Genomic DNA, 18,834 nt, shown 5'->3' with positions numbered 1-18,834 from the left:
TAGTTGGGGGTTATGGACAAGATGTAAACAAGTTGGGAAGAATATAAATACTTTTTTTAAAATTTGTGTTTGTCATATAAGTATTGCCCTTCTGTCAATTCATAATCCCTATCACAGTGGTGCCGGCCTTTGTTTTGTCCCCTAATTTTACACAAACTTCAAAATCCAGGGGCAGGTAAAGATCAAGACGGGACCCAAATTGAATCATGCCGTATCTGTCCCCTTTCTTAATTTGCTCACCTGTTTGCACACAATTCACAATTCTTCTGGCGATTAACCCCGCAATCTGGACAACAACAAATTTTTTATCTGCCCCGGTCTTTACAACCAGAGCATTACGTTCATTATGAATGGAGGCCTTATCAAACGAGGCATTGATAAATTTACCCGGGTTGTATTGAACGCGCTCAATAACACCGTCAAATGGGATTCTATTTACATGAACATTAAACACATTCATGAAAATACTCACCTTTTGGCAGGGTCCTTCCATATATTCACAGGTTGAAAGTCCTTCAATAATAATCACCCTACCGTCGGCCGGAGAAACCAATTCATTCTCCCCGCCCGGAATTTGCCGATCCGGATCCCTGAAAAACCAACTGACAAAAAGCGTCACTCCCAGAGAAACAAAACCTGCTGCCGTCCACCCAAAATAAAAAAGCATCCCCGTTATGAGGATGGTTAAAAAAACGTACTTCAGTCCCGGCACGGCAATAGGCAAAACTGCCCGGGCCGGCCATTTTGATTTATTCATAAGCTCTCTTTCCCAAAACTATATTCAGCGTATAATATCAAATAACAGGCCATTGTGTCAATATGCTTGTTTGACCTAAATTATTTGCCCTTTATATTTGCCCTTTTTATTTAGCCTAATTCATTTGAACTGGTTTTTTGTTCTGGTGCCAAATTGGAGTTCCGCATCTGATTTTCTAATGTAACTGGGCGCAAGTTTGTTTTCAGGGCAATCAAAAAAATGATCATCTAAAAGAGCAGGCCTTGCCAAGGCAACTGCGCTTACATAATCCATGGTTTCGCAGGAAAACAGGGCACGCGTATTTGTCAGGCGCAGTATCAATTCTTTATAGGCTTTTGATCCAGACCCGACAAAAACGGCCGTTTCCCCGGCCAACAGAACCGCCTGCTCCGGAGAGCAAACCATTTCATCACTTTTATCCACCAGGACGCCCCTTTCAAAATGATACACGGCGCAATACACTTCATTGCGCCGTGCATCCATCATCACACAGACAGGAACAGATGTAAAAGAAAACCTATTGCCAATGCCGTCAAGACTTGAAACACCGGCATCGGGCTTTGACACGGCATAGGCCAATCCTTTTATGACAGATATCCCGATGCGAAGTCCAGTAAAGCTGCCCGGGCCCTTTGCGGCAATAAACCCGTCGATTTCCGACACATCCCACCCGGCCCGACAGGCCAGCAAATTTTCCACCATTGCCAGGACTCGCTTGGAATGGGTCTGCTTGTCTGCCCAGTATTCTTCGCATACCAAAGCCTTATTCTCAAAAGCAGCAAGGCTGCAGCCCTGCTCGGCAGTGCTCAGGGAAAGAATCCGCAAACTATAGTTCCTTTTCCGAAGCCTTTTTCGGGGCCTTTTTCGGGGCCTTTTTCGGGGCCTTTTTCGGGGCCTTTTTCGGGGCCTTTTTCGGGGCCTTTTTCGGGGCCTTTACCGGGGCCTTTTCCGGGGCCTTTACCGGGGCCTTTCCCGAGGCCTTTTCCAGGGCAATGTCCAGCACTTCTTTCACATCCTTGACACAGGTAAACTTGAGTTTGTTTTTAATGGCCTTGGGAATATCATAGAGATCCTTCACATTCTTTGCCGGAATAATCACATGCTTTATCCCAGCTCTCAGTGCCCCAAGGGTTTTTTCCTTGAGCCCGCCAATGGGCAGCACACGCCCCCTTAGGGAAATCTCGCCTGTCATGGCAACCTTATTATTTACTTTCCGATTGGTAAAAGCTGACACCAGGGCCGTTGCCATGGCAATTCCTGCCGAAGGCCCATCCTTGGGGATGGCGCCAGCCGGGACATGCATATGGATGTCAAAATTTTCAAAGGCCTCTTTGTCAATCCCCAGGGCTTCCTGGTTGGCCTTGGTGTATGTCAGGGCAGCCCGGGCAGATTCCTGCATGACCTCACCGATTTGACCTGTTACCAATAACTCGCCCTTCCCCGGAAACAAGGATATCTCAATATAGAGATGCTCTCCGCCATATTCTGTCCAGGCCAGACCGGTTGCAAGCCCAACCTGACTCTCCTCCTGATCCAGTTCCGACACATAATGGGGGGGACCTAGGTAACGGGTCAGATTTTGTTTGGTTATGGCAAATCTCCCCTTTTCCCCCTCGGCAATCTGCCGGGCAATCTTTCGGCAGATGGTATCCAACCGTCTCTCCAATCCTCGCAAACCAGCTTCCAGGGTGTACTCTGAAACAATGCATGCCAAAGCTGTGGGACTGATATGGATGGATCTTCGAATCAGGCCGTTATCCTTGAGTTTTCTGGGAATAAGGTGTTGTGTGGCAATGGTTATTTTTTCCGGATGGGTGTATCCCGAGATCCGGATCACCTCCATTCGATCCAGCAATGCCGAAGGAATGGTATCGGTCATATTGGCGGTTAAAATAAACAATACATTGGAAAGATCAAAGGGCATGTTCAGATAATGATCTGAAAAATTAAAATTTTGTTCCGGATCCAAGGCCTCCAGGAGTGCAGAAGAAGGATCCCCCCGAAAGTCACTTCCCAGTTTATCGATTTCATCCAGCATAAAAACCGGATTGTTGGTGCCGCATTGACGCAGCCCCTGAAGAATTCTGCCGGGAAGCGCACCGATATAAGTTCTTCTATGTCCCCGGATTTCTGCTTCATCCCGGATGCCCCCAAGGGAGAGCCGATGAAATTTCCGTTTCATGGCCTTGGCAATGGCTTGTCCCAGGGATGTTTTCCCCACACCCGGAGGGCCAACAAAACAGATAATCTGTCCTTTTTTCTTGGGATTGAGCTTTCGGACACTCAAATATTCAAGGATTCTTTCCTTGGCTTTTGCCAGACCATAATGATTTTTATCCAACATTTCTTCGGACTTTTTAATATCCAGAAAATCTTTTGTGGAACGGCTCCAGGGCAGTTCCACAATGGTGTCAAGGTAGGTCCTGACAACCGAGGCTTCAGAAGAATCAAAATGCATTTGTTCAAGCCGTTTTAACTGCTTGAATGTTTCCTCTTCACAATCCTTGGGAAGCTTGCATTTTTTTATCTTGGTTTTAAATTCTTCAATTTCAGCCAGCTTATCATCACTTTCTCCCAGTTCCCGGTGAATGGCCTTGACCTGCTCCCGAAGATAATAATCCCGTTGACTTTTTGTAATCTCATCTTTCACATCTGTTTGGATCTTCGCCTGGACAGTTGAAAGGTCAAGCTCCCTTGCCAACAGATCGTTCACCGCCTTGAGCCGATCCGTCGACTCTATGATTTCCAGCAGCATCTGGGCATCTTCCACCCGAAGGTTTAAATTGGAAGCCACCAGATCTGCCAGTTTTCCAGGGGACTCAATGTGTGACAAAAGGTCGCCCACATCCCCGGACAACTCCCCTTTGAGGGCCAGCAATTTTTCAGAGCTTTCTTTGACATTGCGCATCAATGCTTCGATTTCAATGTCAATCTCTTTGGGATCCGTATCCACCAGGAGTTCTATCTTCACCCTGAAATACCGTTTCTTTTTCACATACTCCAGAATTTTTGCCTTGGCAATTCCCTGGACCAACGCCTTGATTCTCCCATCGGGCATTTTAATCATTTTTTGAACACGACCAATAGTGCCCACTTCATAGACATCGTCAGGCCCGGGTTTTTCAACCTCGGAATCCTTTTGTGCTGACAGAAAAATATACCGGTCAAAATCCACACACGCTTCAACCGCTTTTATTGATTTTTCACGTCCGACAAACAAGGGCAGTAGCATATCCGTAAACACAACCACATCCCTTACCGGCATCATGGGAAGGGTTTTGGGAATATCTTCGAGATTACCCTCTTTTTCTATAATCTCAATGAGATCATCAATATCTGCTTCTGCCATTTATACTCCTTTATTAACACTACACTGAATAGAACTTGGTATCAGACCCGTCCTTGTCCCATTCAGTGATGCAGTTGATTTCCATCATTTATTTACAGCTGGTTCTACAATAAAACAGAATTTTCTTTTTACAATATCCTTGAAAAAATATTTTTAAAATCAGATACTCTCTTGGATTAAGATTAATAGGAACTGACAAGGAAATTTATAATGATAAGCTATACCCTGACACTGACAACCCTGCTATTTATATTCGGTGCCTGCATCGGCAGTTTTTTAAATGTATGTATTTTCAGGATTCCTCAAAAAAAATCCATTGCCTTTCCTGGTTCATTTTGCCCTATTTGCAAAGCGAACATCCCTTTTTATTGTAACGTCCCCATCTTAAGCTATCTTTTTTTAAAAGGCCGCTGCAAATACTGTAAAAATCCGATATCCATCAGGTACCCGCTTGTGGAGATATTGACTGGGATTTCCCCTGTTTTTCTTTTTTTAAAATTCGGCCTTACCCCGCCCCTGTTTTTCTGGTTTTGCTTTGTTTGCGTACTAATCGTCATCTCATTAATTGATTTTGACCACCAGATAATTCCCGATATCATTTCCCTGCCCGGAATCGTTATTTTTGCATCCTCTGCCGTGTTCATCCCGGGAATGACAATCGCCTCTGTATTGATGGGTATTTTCACGGGGGGCGGCATTCTGTACGCCATTGCGTTTCTCTATTACAAACTTAGAAAGGCAGAAGGGATGGGAGGGGGGGACATCAAGCTTCTGGCCATGATAGGGGCTGCCACCGGGTTAGAAGGGGTGATGTTTACCCTTTTCACAGGTTCCCTCGTGGGAACTGTTGCCGGGATCGGTATCATGCTCTTCACAAAGGGAAGTAATCGTCAACTTAAAATTCCCTTTGGCCCCTACCTTTCCGCCGGTGCAATTTTATATATATTTTTCGGGAACGCTTTGATCCAATGGTATTTAGGCGCTTTGGCCGGCTATTAACCCGTCAGGCATCGTAACAAACCTCGATAACCATCCTGCCTTTTGTTGTCCGAAAAGGAAGCGCCAGGACATGCCCCCCCTCGTTAATATGTTCAATTTTTTCAGCACCCGCACAAACTTTTATAAACTTCACCTTTACCTTTTTGTCCATTTCAGCAATTTTAGTGGTGACATGACCGGCTATCATATTGCTGATTTCACCAACGGCATCGGTAATTTCTTCATTAATTTGGGTCATATCCTCACCAAACATGGCCGAAACAATACCCAAAATGCAACGTTCCGAAAAGCTGATGGCAGCAGAACCCTTCAAATCACCGCTAATTTCCAGAATTCCGGAAATATCCCCCTGGGGCTTGTTGTCTCGTTTCAAAAAAGGGGTGTCCGGTTTTACTTTAACAAATGCCGTGGTATCAAGAATGTGCAAAGCACCTTCGACAAAAGGATTTACAAGTGTTACATCCATATTTTTCTCCTATTTTAATCAATTTTATGTTTTTTACTAAAAACTGGCAACCAATTTTTTTAAAAATATGAATAAACACTTGACAGGCCCGCCCCAACGACCTAAAGTACGCAAAAGCTGATTTAAATTTATTTAACTTTAGGAAATGTTTTTGAAAAGCAAATTTTGTAGTTTGTAATTTCTAAAACCTAAAAAAAAGGAGCGATACGATGAACAAAGGCGATTTAATCAACAAGGTTTCAGAAGTGCTCAACAGTAAGAAAGAAGCTCAGGCTGCAGTTGATTGCACAATCAAAGCGATAACCGATGCTCTTTCCAGCAATGACTCTGTTACTTTAGTTGGCTTCGGAACATTTAAAACTGCAGAGAGAAAAGCAAGAAAAGGAAGAAACCCTCAGACTGGTAAAGAAATCGATATCCCCGCCAGAAACGTTCCGAAATTTGTTCCCGGCAAAGCATTAAAAGACGCCGTTAAGTAATCGAATCCATTTGGTAATAGGGTCAGGCAGTGTTTGATGCGTCAAATACTGCTTGATTCGATTGTATTTCATGAGTTTTAAAATAGAAGGCATCTTTATGCCATCGGTTGGTGTGGACTTGGTCTTCAATATGAATTCCTTAAATCCCATATCACGATCCTCTATTATTCACGATGTAAATTATCAAAAAGAAATTATTACGATTGCCCAGCCGCTGGCGCCAATCACCCGCACAACCGCCTACGATCAGTTACATCTCACAACTATTATTGCCAGAAAAAAAAACCCAATCAGGGTAGGAATTTCGTGTCTACCCACAGAGTTTGTCAACCAATATCGTCTTACCAATCAAACGATTTCAAAGGCCGTTATTCTTAAGTATAAATTCCCGGTGAAAGAGACCAATATCCGCGCTGCATTTCGACTTCCCTTGAGTCATAAATATACCATTCGAGCAAAAATTAGATACCAGGGTGAGGACTATTATACCCCAAACGACTTTGGCATCAAGGACATCTCTTTTACAGGAATGGGTTTAATTATCCCCCGAAAAAAAGGATTGCGACCCAATCCTTTGATGGGGTTGAAAAAAACTAATATTATACCCCTGGGCATGGTGCTGATGGATGAAGGAAAAGAAAATCCCGTTGGGGCATTTCCCCTGCGAGCTGAAATCATGAGGGTCAATAAAAATTATTCAGATTCACACGTTCAGGTGGGTTTAAAAATATTAGACCTGGACGAAAAAAATGAAACATTGCTAAACCGCTTCGTCCACACGGCTCAGATTGATCAATTAAAAAAGTTCAGTATCAGAAGAGATTAATTGTTCCAAATAGCATTTCAGCCAGGCAAGGATCTCCTTCTGAAGGGGGTTCAACTCTCGTTCTTGTTCCTGAATTTCCCTTAAATCGCGCATTCCCTGAACCACATCATACTTCACATCGTTCCGAAAACCCACTATATGATCTTCCGGGGATTGCGATAACAATCGCCTCAAATGATCTGTGTACTCTTTGTTTCGCACAATCGAAGAATGATCCTCAAAGTTTCTTAACAAAATCCGAGCGGCCATCTCCTTTACCCGCCCATTGGCGAAGCTCTCGCAGACAGCAGCCTTGTTTTTATCGTCTGAACCATGGAACCGGCTGATTTCTTTTTTCTCTGAAGAAGAAAAAAAACCAGACTGGTACAATGCCGCATCCAGATCAATTTCAGGGATCAAAGGATACCGATATTCTTGATGGTGGTGAATGGTTTTCAAAAACGAATCTGGATGGGACTGAAGTTTCTCAATATTTCGTGTAAATGCCGCTTGTGCCCTTGGGGTCATCTTTGGTTTAAATCTGTCCAGCCATGGCAAAATAATCAATTGGTCACCGGGTCGTTTCCGGATTACGAACAAATCAAACATTTGAACTTCATCTGATTTTAACCCTTCTTCCAGTACAAACTCGTCTTCCCGATCCAGGCGGATCCAGAGGCTTTGATTCTTATATGGCACAGATTCGCCCACATGAATCACCGGGGCAATATAGTTATTTTTAGGTCCGAATGAGGAAGAAACCATAAAACAGATACGAAAATCAGACGTTCCAACACGGCGCCCTTTTTCCATTGAATTAATTCGTAAGCCATCTTTGGTCTTGTCAAAAAAAGCCAGGGCATAGTCCCAGATATCTCGTTGCCGGGAAAAAATCCTGGCAAGTTCAATCACAGCCTCCACATCGTTCATGGCTTCATGGGCCCGACCCGTGGTCAAAAAGGCATTTTTTTGGCTGAGCAGCTCTAATTTCAGACTGGGCCTCCCATCTGCAATATACGGCCATTCTAACACATGGTCACAAAAAACCTTGAACAATGTCGTCACCGGCAGCAAATCCATCCGGGAACATTGATTTGCATATTGGTGAGAATAGGGATCCAGCAGGTTTCTATAGAAAAGAAACCGCAAGAATTCATCGTCAAATCCAAGGGAATTGTATCCAAGACTGATAGTTCCCGGGGTGTTAAAAAGTTTGTGAATCCTCTGGGCTGCCTTATACTCTGTAATGCCGGATTCTAACTCTTCATGGGTCAGACAATGGGTAATAAACGCATGGGGGGAGGGGATTATATCCTGGCGCAACTTGATGGTGATCAATTCCCGGGAAATTTCCTTCAACGAAAGATCAGTTCTGATACCGGCAAAGGTCAGTATTTGATCAAAGGCTTTATTCAGCCCGGAGGTTTCAACATCATAGAATAGGTAAGTTTTCATGTTTTCTTTCAAACCCAGAAAAGGGGGAAACAAAAACCTTGCTTCCCCCCTCCCGGTATTTTACAAACCGTATAAAAAAGACTATCTTTTTGAAAACTGGAAGCTTGCTCTTGCGCCTTTTTTACCATATTTTTTACGTTCTTTCTTCCTGGCATCCCGGGTCAAAAAACCAGCACTTTTCAGAACGGCTCTCAATTCAGGATCGATAAGGACAAGAGCTTTTGACACGCCATGACGAATCGCACCCGCCTGACCGGTCTGCCCACCACCCATCACGGTGACTTTAATATCAAAGGCATCACTATTGGCTGTCAGTACCAGGGGTGCAACAAGTGCTTTGCGATTAACACCGATATCAAAGTACTCATCCATCTCTCTATTGTTGACAACAACCTTACCTGTACCAGGCACCAGCCATACTTTGGCTACAGAATCTTTTCGTTTGCCTGTCGCGTAAAATACGTTTCCACTTTCCATTGATATTATCGCGTCCTTTATATCTTAAATTTCAATTGCTACAGGCTTCTGGGCAGCATGGGGATGCTGATCTCCTGCATAAACAAATAATTTCTTACAAAGCTTTCTTCCAAGCCTGTTCTTGGGGAGCATTCCCCGAACTGCTTTTTTAAGAACGTCTTCCGGTTTTTTCTCAAACAATTCTTTTGCAGTCGTCGCTTTTATACTACCAATATATCCTGAATGCCGGTAGTATGTTTTCTGTTCCAGTTTATTACCGGTCAGACGGACCTTGTCCGCATTAATCACCACAACCCAGTCACCCATATCCACATGGGGAGTAAAAAGGGGATTATGCTTTCCACGAATCCTGTAAGCCACCTGTGAAGCTAACCTTCCAAGAACCAGATCCTTTGCATCGATTACGCACCAATTTTCTTTGTTGTCGGATCTTTTTGCACTGTATGTATACTTTTTCAATTTTATCTCGCTCCTGTTCATAAACACAATCCGCATTAATTACAGAATTTTTCCGCTCATGTCAAGCAGATTTTACAATTCTATCTGCTTTTCCTTTTTCAACCCGGCCATAAAAGAAGCACTCTCTTTTCCAGGGGCGAGACGACTGGAAGTTTTGCAGGAAACATCTGCATTTAAAACACCGCCGTTTTCAACGATTAAATCCTGGCATTCTACTTTCCCGGCACAAATCCCGGTAGCAAGTATGATCAATTCCTTAGAGGCTGACACATCTCCTTTAAAATTGCCGCCAATGGTCAGGCTGGATACCTTTGTTGAGCTGGAGTTCACCACCCCATCCTCTGCAATAATAACAATATCACCGTCGATGGTTCCGGTCACCTGACCCTTGATAATCAACTTTCCAGTGCTGGATATGGACCCATCTATTTTAAGCTCTTTATCAATGATTGATAAGTTCTTCCTGTCTTTTTTCCCCACTGCATGTCTCCTCGAATGCTTCGGGCCGCAAATTTTAATACTTGAACAAAATAATTTGCCTTTTTGTCCAGCTTATTTTTGCGGTCCTTATGATTTAATGTCGATATAAATCTTGCCAACTTCATTACCCGCAAGTGTAGCCACCACATAATAGTGCCTGCCTTTTTTTCCCAGAGAATACCTCGGCATAAGGACACCGGCACCTGTATCAATGACATATCCCCTGTCCTCACCTGTGTTCACACTGCTATTGCCGACAAACCCTTTAAAATTAACCACATATTCCGAGGGGTCTATATCACCTGTCAGAATATCTTCGATGATCAATTTGTCACCCAATTGAATGTTCACATGGCTATAATTTTCTGCAATAAGCGTTCTGCCGTTGACCTTTAATTTATAACGGATGGTATCCGCCTCGTTTCCAGCTCCCGCCAAAAGCTTGCTTCCTCGATCAATTTTTGTATCATCAAAATCTAAAAAAACACTGCCGCAGGCATAGAAATCCTTTTTTGCCTCTATTCTTGTGGGTTCATTAATGATCAATTTTTTTTTCATATCATTAAAATCATTCCCCACCCCCAGGACATCCACACTCAATCCGCGCTCATAGTTCGCCACAATGTCATGGACCTGGATGCTATCCCCCCGGTTAATTTTCAGACGATGCATTTTCCCGACAACGACCGGAATGGCATCATTGATGGAAATGATCATATAGGTCATCTGGGGTTTCTGCAGATCTATGCCCGGCGTCTGGGGCAAAATATCCAACATCTCCATAAAACCGTTAATGGCATAAATATGTTGTCTCACTTTTTGTTCCAGGGGGAGCACTTTTGCGGATTCAATCCCAAATGCCGGAATTTTGCAAACGTCCATTGCGTAATAGGTAGCAGATCTTCGCTGTTCTTTGTGGGAGGTATCGGGGTGATTGGTCCTATGATTGTTAAAATGGAAATGGAGGACATCCTCTTCAATATTCTCGTTAATTTTGTCAATAACATGTTGCGCCATGGCCTTAAGATCCACGCTTGCAAGATTTTCCCCTGGATATAAAATCGAGTCATCCGCAATAACAGATTGACCATATTTTTTCGGATTTCGGTCAACACTTTTCCAGGTCGGTGAATAAAAACCCGATCCCTCGTGGAGATTGAGAAAACAATCACTTTCGCAAATAAGTTTTTTTAAGACATCCACTACCTTGGCTTCATAATTTAAGGTTGTGTCATCCATAAATTTTCGATTCATGTCCTGGTTAATCTGTCTTTCTTTTTTCAAAATAGAAGGGAAATTTGCCCGGGGCACAACAATGAGATTTCCCTTCTCAAGGGAAAAATCAGCATAAAAATCAGCCGCAAGAAAACCGCCCGGCTCATCCCCTTGAATCCCCCCGATAATCAACAGGGTTTTTCCTGGTTTTGACCCAAATATCCGGTATACATTCAGCTCATTTTTCTCTCCTTGAAAAAAAACGGTGTGGGTCCTCTGGCCGGCCATAGCAACAGACCAGATCAGCATGCTTCCCAAAAATCCCGCTAAAAACATCATTCCCAGCCTGAATCTATACTTCTTAAGCTCTAACTTCTTAAAATCAGATTTCATAGGCTTGGATCTTCCTCGGTAATATCGATGAGGCTTTCAAACATCAGGTCCCCGTTTTCATTAAAAATATAGATGGATGCTTTTTTGAAAAAATCCGGTCCTGCCTGATTTTCAATCCTGAATTTAACGGGTTTAAAATGTGCAATGGAAAAGTATTGTCCCTTTTTATATTTTATGGGCACCCCCTTGTCCAATTTTGCAGAAGGGACAACCAGCCAGTCTCGCTCGGATTTAACGTCGGGTTTGAGTATGGTAAATATACGACCGGAAACGCCACCAGGCTTATCGGAAATATTTCGGATATCAAACCGCACAAGAAGATCCCCATCTACACCATCCCGGGTAACGGTAAATTTTTCGATGGTCACTATTTGCTGAACAGGCGTTTTTGATTTTAGCTCCACCTGGGCTTGGCCCTGTTTATTTTCATCCACCAGCTCTTTGGACGCTACTGCTGTCGTCGTTTCCACAGTGGTTACCACGATAGTTTCCACACTTTTGAGATCCGATTTTTTCTTGATGCCTTCTTTTTTTTCTTTTTCACTTTTCCCTGGCAATGCTATTGGCACTTTTAACGGCATGGGTTGCGTTTCTATCCCTGGTTCTTTCCCTGAAATAACCAGCCTGGCCATGAGTACTTCTCGTTCATTGATTAAACGATCAACCTTTTTTGCAAGCCCGGCCGCCTCACTTTTAAGACGTTTATTTTCAACGGCCTGATGGGAAAAAAAATAATAGAGCCCACCGGCCGCTAAAAGAAAAACAAGGCTTGCCACCCCAAAAACATAGACCAGCACCTTTAGATGATCGGCCGGTTTCATTTCCCCGAAATCATCAACCATCAGAATACTCTTTTTCCTGCTTTTTTTATATGGAGACGGTTTTAACTGGGTTATTTCTCTTTCCAGTTCTCTTGAGATATCTTCCATAATCCACCTTTCCTTACTAGTTTAAGATGTTTTGTTCCCTGGGTTGAAAAACTGCTGGATTCATAATCTTGGAAAAAATAAACATCACAGCGATCTTTCTTTTCAATTATTTTAAAATCCTTGCCCGTTACCGTGATATAATTATATTTTTTAGCCAGTTGTCTTTTCCGATTCACCCAGCTTTTTTTCCCAAGTCCATCCGAAGAAAAATCAGCAGCATAAAACCCGGCATAGGCATCCATATCTTTTGAAGACCAGGCTGCCAGCCAGCCTTGAAGTGTTTCCATTACAGTTTGCCCAGGGGTGTAACGTATGAGTTTTTCAGCAGCAGCAATCAAAGGGAAATCGCTTGTTTTATAGTCCTTTGATTTTTTCTGAAGTGTATCCCCGATTATTTTATAGGTTTGACCCGATTCCTCAATAAAAAACTTTCGTTTCCCGATTAAAATTTTTTCCCTGACCTTTTCACCTTCCTTTTCGTAACCTGGGGAAAGGTTCAAATCAAACAATACCACTATGATTGAATCATAGGCATATATACCGACATTGGCCGGTTGAACCCTCAGAGAGACCTTGTCTTCCATGGATTTTCTCCTTAATCCAAGCCAGGTTTCCCACCAGGAAATATCCGGAACATATTCATCGGAATAAAAATCAAGATATTGATGATAACTGCCGGTTTCAACGGAACGGGTCCAATTGTCCAAAAAACTGCGAACTTTTTCTTCTCGATTTGCCCGTATCCTGGCATCTGTTTTTACAATTTTATCAACAATAATCAAGGGCGTAGAATCCAACCGAATATAATCGGCAAGAGAAAGAATATTATCATTTTCAAGGGCAATGCAGCCATTGGAATCCATGGGTTTCAACGCTTTATCGGTACCGTGAATCCAGATGGCAGACCCATCTTTACCCAACCGTTGATCATGAAAGTTTGGATAGTCAGAAGGAAAGGCTTTTTTCCCGTATACGGGTGTAAGATAACGATCCTCATATTCATCAATTAAAAAATAAACCCCTTCGGGTGTTTTTTTATCGCCTGCTTTTTTCTTGGCCCCAAAGATTTCACCGGTTGAGCAAGCAGCTGAAAATACCAGACCCAGTGTTTTATTTTTCTGGGAATAAACATAAAGCGTCTGGCTTTGTTTTTCCACAAGAATGGCGTTTTCATTTTCAGGAAGACGGATAATGGAATCTGGCGAATCACTGCCGAAAGCCTGATTGAACGACAATACCAGGACAGCTGAGATCAAATAAACAGCAAAAAAACTTCTAAACATCATTATTATTTTCTTTCGTTGGGTTTTGCCCAGCGGATGTTTCTGGGCCAGTCAAGGTTATTTTAAGGTGGTGATAGGCTTTTTCAGATGCTCGTCTACCGCTTGAGGTACGAAGAACAAGCCCTATTTTTAATAAAAAGGGTTCCACAACATCCACCAGGGTATCGGTTTCTTCTTGAAGGGTGGCCGAAATGGCCTCAATCCCCACAGGACCACCATTATAGAAGTCTATAATGGTTTTCAGGTAACTTCTGTCCAGCCGGGTAAGACCCAGATTATCAATGCCCTCAAGGGCGAGGGCTGCCGCCGCACTCGCCCGTGTCACCTCTCCATTGGATCTTACCTGGGAAAAATCCCTGACACGTTTTAGCAGCCGATTGGCAACCCGGGGAGTCCCCCTTGATCGCTTGGCAAGCTCTATTGCACCATGGTCTGAGATAGGAGTGGCTAAAATTTTTGCAGACCGTTTGATGATGACCACCAACTCCTCAACAGAATAAAAATCAAGGGTTCGAAATATACCAAACCGGTCCCGTAATGGTGCCGACAGCAACCCCACCCTTGTGGTGGCACCCACCAAAACAAATTGTTTGAGCCGATATCGATGACTTCTGGCATGGATCCCCTTGTCAAAAATAAAATCCACGGCAAAATCCTCCATGGCCGGATAGAGGAATTCTTCAACTATCTTTGGAATTCTGTGAATTTCATCGATAAAAAGGATATCGCCCTCTCCCATATTGGTCAGGATACCCACCAGGTCCCCCCCCTTTTCCAGGGTTGGCCCCGAGGTAATGGTCAGCTCTTTTCCCATTTCATTGGCAATTATATGGGAAACAGTTGTTTTTCCAAGGCCCGGCGGTCCATGCAGCAAAATATGATCCAGGGGCTCGGCGCGCATTTTAGCCGCTTGGATGGCTATTTTCAGGGTTTCAATTGCCGCTTTTTGGCCCACATACTCATCAAAGCTTGTGGGGCGAAGGGATACGATTTCGGCTACCTGGTCTTCCCGGGTCTGCTCCGAGGTCACCAGTCCCTTTTTATCAGATTTGGTATCCGATTTGTTGTCCGATTCCATGCCCGATTTTTTGTCCGATTTCATAGAGGAAAAAGAGAGAATATCATTGCCCATATTTTACCGCCCCTCTTGATAAATTTCATCAAATAAACTTTCTGCGGTTTCAATGGCCGGATTCCGATCAAAGGCCTCTTTTATCAACCGCCTGGCTGATGCCAAAGAATGCCCGAGTTGATCCACCAGAACATCTTCAACCTGCTGGGAAATTTCTTCGAGGCTTTTATCCAAAGGACGTGGACTCGTTTGGGATATTTGGGCTGCCGAATCAATGAAGCCTGACACCTTTCCATTGAGAGTGGCAATAATTTTTTCCGCAGTTCTTTTCCCAATTCCCGACAATTGTGCGAGGAAAGAGACATCTTTTTCCTCAATGGCCCGGGCTATTTCCCCTACGGGTCGGGTCAAAGCCTTCACCGCCTTCATGGGGCCCACGGCAGAAACGGAAATAAACAATTGAAAAAACGCCTTGTCCTCGGGTGTTCCAAAACCAATCAATACAGGCTTGGGTTGACGCTCGGTCACATGGTAATAGATATACAAAGAAACAACCCCCTCTTCCGAGGAATCTTTTGTCACCTGGGCAAGGGTAATAGGATTCAATAAAATTTCATATCCGATGGACCCTGCCAACAACAAAATACCGTCTGACTCATGTTGAATGATACGCCCTTCAAGATATCCTATCATAATAGCCTTCCATATCTATAATACCCTGCCAATGCCAGCCCCAGAGCATCTGAAGCATGAAACGGTCGAATGGGTTCCCCATGTTTCAACAGGTTTCGAACAGATTTTTCCACCTGCAGTTTGTCTGCACTCCCGTTTCCGGTCATTATTTTTTTCACCTCGCGTACCGATATCTCTTCCACCCTGATGCCGGCCCTGAAGGCCGCCACCAGCAAAACACCGGATACTTTACCCAGCATGATACCCGATCCAGGGTATTTTTCAAGGGAGTAAATATCCTCAATCACTACAAGATCGGGTTTTTGATCATCCAAAAAGTCTGCTATTCTTGAATAAATAAGATTGAGCCTGGAAGGAGTAGATGCTTTTGAATCGGTTGCAATACTGCCAAAGGAGTAGCCGCTGATATCTCGATTGTCGCCTTGAATAACGCCTATACCAGTGCCAGCCAACCCTGGGTCAATACCCACAACTTTAATCATAGCATCCTAACCGAGCCACCATTGAATCGTACCATCAAAAATCAATTCAGGCTTTTCAATTTTTTCTGGGCATATTTGGCTTCGTTGGAATCAGGATGCCGTTTAATGAGTTCCTTTAGAATCAATCTGGCATTTGCAGTTTCACCCAGTTCAGCAAAGGAATATCCCTGTTTCAGCCTGGCAGCTGCCGTCTTGTTTGAGTCTGGATAATTTTCAAGTACTCGCTGATATTCCAGAATGGCTTTTTCATACCATTTTTCAGCATAATAACTGTCTGCAATCCAAAACCTGGCATTATCCGCATTCTTTGAATCGGGATATTTATTAATGAAATTTTCAAACTGGATCCTTGCGTTTTCCTTATCTCCCTCATCAAACATTTTTTTTGCAAGGGCATAGATCTCTTGTTCAGAGGCAGCTTCTGGTGTAGCTGTGGCCAAAGGCGCTTTATTTGCATCAGCCGGTTTGGCCTCCCCTGGTTCAAACCCCATGTAGCGTTCAAGAGTGACAACCCGTTCATAATTGCGGGAAATAACATTGTCCAAACGTTCCAGTCTTTTTTCCAATTCTTCCTCAAAAACCTGCCGATTGGTTCCGAAATTATGATTTATCTCTTCAATCAACCCTTCCACCTGTTGGAACTGAGCTTTAATCTGCCCAATTTCATCTTTGATTTCAGCGTAATGTTCCCGGCTGACTTTTGTGGAAGTGTCTAATTTCAACTCAAGACTTTCCAGATCTTTTTGACCCTGGGATTTTTCATGGGTTATCTCCTGCTGGGCAGACATCTGCCGGGTATTATCCATCTCAACGGCAGCGATTCTGTTTTCCAACAATTGGTATTGATCCGGTGTTACACACCCTGAGGCAAGGACCATTAAAATCGGGATCAGCCCAATACACAAAAGAAACGTTTTCATTACCAAACTCCAACCCATTTTTTTTTTGAAATAAAGCATAAAAAGAAATGTCCGGACACAAAAATCAATCTGAGGTTCATTTATGCCCGGACAAAATCATCTTGCGTCAACTATTTTATAACAAACTGTGCACGTCTGTTCTTTCTGTATGCCGCTTCATTGGCACCCGAATCAAGGGGCTTTTCTTCGCCAAAGCTGACCGTCGTCAATCTTGACCCTGAAATACCCAGATTCACAAGATAATTTTTCACCGCAATTGCCCGGCGTTCACCCAGGGCAATATTATAGTCGGTGGTTCCCCGCTCATCACAATGACCTTCAATGACAGCAACGACACCTGAATTATCACCGAGCCATTCTGCTTTTTCTTTTATCAGCAGCTTGGCCATGGAACTCAATTGGGCACTGTCAAAATCAAAATGAATGTTCTGATTGCCAAATCGATTTCTGGCAGCTATTATTTTTGCTTCTTTTAAAGCCTGTTCATTGGCCATCTGATCCTGTAGGTCCTGGGCTTTGATGCGTTCTTGCTCAGCAAGCGCTTTCGCCTCTGCCGCTGCCGCTGCCTCCACCATTGCCTGATCTTCTATGGTGGTCCCATCGGACACAATCGTTTTCTTTGCACATGAAACAGTCATAAAAAGCCCTGCCACAAGCATGGCTATCATTAGATTAATCCACAATTTTCTGTTCATACCGTCTCCTTTGTCAATAAATTTAAACACCCATCATTAATTTTCAAAACTGGTTGATTTGGACCAACCGGGCTGGCTTTGTTTCCCTGCTAAGGTTAACAGCCGCCGCTGGTCCGTTCCTGCAGAGGTCATCACAAAGATCCTTGACACCCCTCCCTCCCGGTTGGATGTAAAGGCAATCAAACTTCCATCTGGAGACCAGGAAGGGTCTTCATTGTCTTGTTGGTTCATTGTCAACTGAACCGGCATTCCAGAGGCCGACGTAAGATTGATAACAAATATATCAATCTTATTTTTCTCAATGCCCACATAGGCTATTTTCTTACCGTCCGGCGACCATGCCGGTGACGTATTATAGCGGCCCTTAAATGTAACCCGCTTCACCTCACCGCCATCCAAATCCTTTATATAAATCTGAGGCGTCCCCCCCCTATTGGAAGTAAAAGCAATTTTTTTCCCATCCGGTGAAAAGGTTGGAGAAACATTTACTCCCCAACTCTTGGTTATCCTTTTAGTAATTTCTCCCTTTTTGGTCAACAAATAAATTTCTTGATTACCAGAAAAACTTAATGCCGCAGCTATATTCAACTGGCCAGGCATCCATTCCGGAGAAATATTGGAACCTTTATGGTTAACAATGGCACCCCGCTTTTCCTTGAGGTTTTTAATATAAATGTCGGGTTTGCCCTTGGCATAGGACACATAGGCCAACCAACGCCCGTCAAAGGACCAGTTAGGAGAAAGTGAAATGCTTTCATGATGAGTGATCTGTTTGGGGTTGTGGCCGTCAAATTCACAAACAAAAATTTCCTTATGCCCCTTTACCGTTGAAACAAATGAAATTTTACTATTAAAGACCCCCCAGTTGCCCGTAAGTTTATGGGAAACCTCGCTGCAAAAAAGATGAACCATCCGCCTTATCTGGGAACTGGCCCCTGTATAAATTTTACCCACAAGCAGTTTTGAATTAAAGGTATCAAACAGCCGAAGTTTCAGCGTCACCTGGTTCTCTCGTTCCTCTATCCCGCCGGTAATCAGAAGGTCCGCACCGATTGCCGTCCAATCTTTAAAATTGATCTGCCCTAGTTGTATACCCGTCTGGGCCGGATTTGAAAGAAATGCCGCTGAATTTAACACCTTGAGATATCCTGTAAAATCAAGGGCATCCTTTAAAATTTGTTCTGCAGCCTTCCGGTGACTGACCTCGGTATCATGGCCGTTAAAGGTCTTGAACTGGGTTATGGCAACGGGGATCTTGTTTAAAAACGGGTTGCTGATATTTATATAATCCACCTCTTTGGCCTGCAAAGGAGCCAGCCAAAAGACAAACAGCAACACTGCCAAACCAGCAAAAAATATCCGACATCCAAATTGATGGTATCGGCTCTTCCCCCCATATATTTTATTCAACCGAATCTCGTTCATT

At 43.6% G+C, this 18,834-nt stretch carries 20 protein-coding genes; 3 read left to right on the top strand and 17 right to left on the bottom strand.

Annotated features, from left to right (window positions below):
- Positions 1-94 precede the first annotated feature (94 nt).
- From ACZ45G_RS08985 to lon, 3 genes are all read right to left on the bottom strand, one after another.
- Positions 95-757, bottom strand: a complete 663-nt coding sequence (locus tag ACZ45G_RS08985) for a phosphatidylserine decarboxylase family protein (RefSeq protein ID WP_464177183.1) — start codon at positions 755-757, stop codon at positions 95-97.
- Positions 758-877: 120 nt separating this feature from the next.
- Positions 878-1,582, bottom strand: coding sequence for a tRNA (adenosine(37)-N6)-threonylcarbamoyltransferase complex dimerization subunit type 1 TsaB (gene tsaB / locus ACZ45G_RS08980; protein WP_464177181.1), 705 nt, complete (start codon positions 1,580-1,582; stop codon positions 878-880).
- A gap of 1 nt (position 1,583) precedes the next feature.
- The gene (gene lon, locus ACZ45G_RS08975; RefSeq protein WP_464177178.1) at positions 1,584-4,106 is read right to left on the bottom strand and encodes an endopeptidase La; all 2,523 of its coding nucleotides are present in this window, start codon (positions 4,104-4,106) and stop codon (positions 1,584-1,586) included.
- 210 nt (positions 4,107-4,316) lie between these two features.
- Here lon and ACZ45G_RS08970 point away from each other — a divergent pair, with 210 nt between their 5' ends.
- Positions 4,317-5,105, top strand: a complete 789-nt coding sequence (locus ACZ45G_RS08970) for a prepilin peptidase (RefSeq protein WP_464177176.1) — start codon at positions 4,317-4,319, stop codon at positions 5,103-5,105.
- A gap of 4 nt (positions 5,106-5,109) precedes the next feature.
- On the opposite strand, the gene ACZ45G_RS08965 is transcribed toward ACZ45G_RS08970, so the two are convergent.
- Positions 5,110-5,571, bottom strand: coding sequence for a chemotaxis protein CheX (locus ACZ45G_RS08965; RefSeq protein ID WP_464177174.1), 462 nt, complete (start codon positions 5,569-5,571; stop codon positions 5,110-5,112).
- Positions 5,572-5,780: 209 nt separating this feature from the next.
- Here ACZ45G_RS08965 and ACZ45G_RS08960 point away from each other — a divergent pair, with 209 nt between their 5' ends.
- Positions 5,781-6,050 (top strand): HU family DNA-binding protein, encoded by a 270-nt coding sequence (locus ACZ45G_RS08960; RefSeq protein WP_464177171.1) that lies wholly within the window; start codon positions 5,781-5,783, stop codon positions 6,048-6,050.
- Positions 6,051-6,180: 130 nt separating this feature from the next.
- Positions 6,181-6,876: a PilZ domain-containing protein gene (locus ACZ45G_RS08955; protein ID WP_464177169.1), complete on the top strand. Its 696-nt coding sequence runs from the start codon at positions 6,181-6,183 to the stop codon at positions 6,874-6,876.
- On the opposite strand, the gene ACZ45G_RS08950 is transcribed toward ACZ45G_RS08955, so the two are convergent.
- The 13 genes from ACZ45G_RS08950 to tolB form a co-directional block, all read right to left on the bottom strand.
- Complete coding sequence (locus tag ACZ45G_RS08950) at positions 6,847-8,310, bottom strand: exonuclease domain-containing protein (protein ID WP_464177167.1); 1,464 nt, start codon at positions 8,308-8,310, stop codon at positions 6,847-6,849. The two genes, ACZ45G_RS08955 and ACZ45G_RS08950, sit on opposite strands and share 30 nt — an antisense overlap.
- Before the next feature lie 81 nt (positions 8,311-8,391).
- Complete coding sequence (gene rpsI / locus ACZ45G_RS08945; RefSeq protein WP_464177164.1) at positions 8,392-8,787, bottom strand: 30S ribosomal protein S9; 396 nt, start codon at positions 8,785-8,787, stop codon at positions 8,392-8,394.
- Positions 8,788-8,811: 24 nt separating this feature from the next.
- Entirely contained in the window at positions 8,812-9,246 is a 435-nt protein-coding gene (rplM, locus tag ACZ45G_RS08940; protein WP_464177162.1) for a 50S ribosomal protein L13, read from the bottom strand.
- Positions 9,247-9,318: 72 nt separating this feature from the next.
- The gene (locus ACZ45G_RS08935) at positions 9,319-9,726 is read right to left on the bottom strand and encodes a bactofilin family protein (RefSeq protein ID WP_464177160.1); all 408 of its coding nucleotides are present in this window, start codon (positions 9,724-9,726) and stop codon (positions 9,319-9,321) included.
- Positions 9,727-9,813: 87 nt separating this feature from the next.
- Positions 9,814-11,334 (bottom strand): M14/M99 family metallopeptidase, encoded by a 1,521-nt coding sequence (locus ACZ45G_RS08930; RefSeq protein WP_464177158.1) that lies wholly within the window; start codon positions 11,332-11,334, stop codon positions 9,814-9,816.
- On the bottom strand, positions 11,331-12,263 hold the full coding sequence (locus ACZ45G_RS08925) for a hypothetical protein (protein ID WP_464177155.1): 933 nt from the start codon (positions 12,261-12,263) through the stop codon (positions 11,331-11,333). Before ACZ45G_RS08925 ends, ACZ45G_RS08930 begins: the two co-directional genes overlap by 4 nt.
- Positions 12,227-13,549, bottom strand: a complete 1,323-nt coding sequence (locus tag ACZ45G_RS08920; RefSeq protein WP_464177153.1) for a L,D-transpeptidase Cds6 family protein — start codon at positions 13,547-13,549, stop codon at positions 12,227-12,229. The genes ACZ45G_RS08925 and ACZ45G_RS08920 overlap by 37 nt, the downstream gene beginning before the upstream one ends.
- Complete coding sequence (gene ruvB, locus ACZ45G_RS08915; RefSeq protein WP_464179905.1) at positions 13,539-14,624, bottom strand: Holliday junction branch migration DNA helicase RuvB; 1,086 nt, start codon at positions 14,622-14,624, stop codon at positions 13,539-13,541. Before ruvB ends, ACZ45G_RS08920 begins: the two co-directional genes overlap by 11 nt.
- 57 nt (positions 14,625-14,681) lie before the next feature.
- Positions 14,682-15,311, bottom strand: a complete 630-nt coding sequence (ruvA, locus tag ACZ45G_RS08910; RefSeq protein WP_464177150.1) for a Holliday junction branch migration protein RuvA — start codon at positions 15,309-15,311, stop codon at positions 14,682-14,684.
- Positions 15,308-15,793: a crossover junction endodeoxyribonuclease RuvC gene (locus ACZ45G_RS08905; protein WP_464177148.1), complete on the bottom strand. Its 486-nt coding sequence runs from the start codon at positions 15,791-15,793 to the stop codon at positions 15,308-15,310. The genes ruvA and ACZ45G_RS08905 overlap by 4 nt, the downstream gene beginning before the upstream one ends.
- Before the next feature lie 41 nt (positions 15,794-15,834).
- On the bottom strand, positions 15,835-16,713 hold the full coding sequence (ybgF, locus tag ACZ45G_RS08900; protein ID WP_464177145.1) for a tol-pal system protein YbgF: 879 nt from the start codon (positions 16,711-16,713) through the stop codon (positions 15,835-15,837).
- 110 nt (positions 16,714-16,823) lie between these two features.
- Positions 16,824-17,408 (bottom strand): peptidoglycan-associated lipoprotein Pal, encoded by a 585-nt coding sequence (gene pal, locus ACZ45G_RS08895; protein WP_464177143.1) that lies wholly within the window; start codon positions 17,406-17,408, stop codon positions 16,824-16,826.
- Positions 17,409-17,444: 36 nt separating this feature from the next.
- Positions 17,445-18,833 carry a Tol-Pal system beta propeller repeat protein TolB gene (gene tolB, locus ACZ45G_RS08890; RefSeq protein WP_464177141.1) on the bottom strand — a complete coding sequence of 463 codons (1,389 nt, stop codon included), beginning with the start codon at positions 18,831-18,833 and terminating at the stop codon, positions 17,445-17,447.
- Between the last annotated feature and the right edge of the window lies 1 nt (position 18,834).

It is taken from the genome of Desulfoconvexum algidum (assembly GCF_055382125.1).
This window is presented reverse-complemented; position numbering and strand designations above follow the sequence as displayed.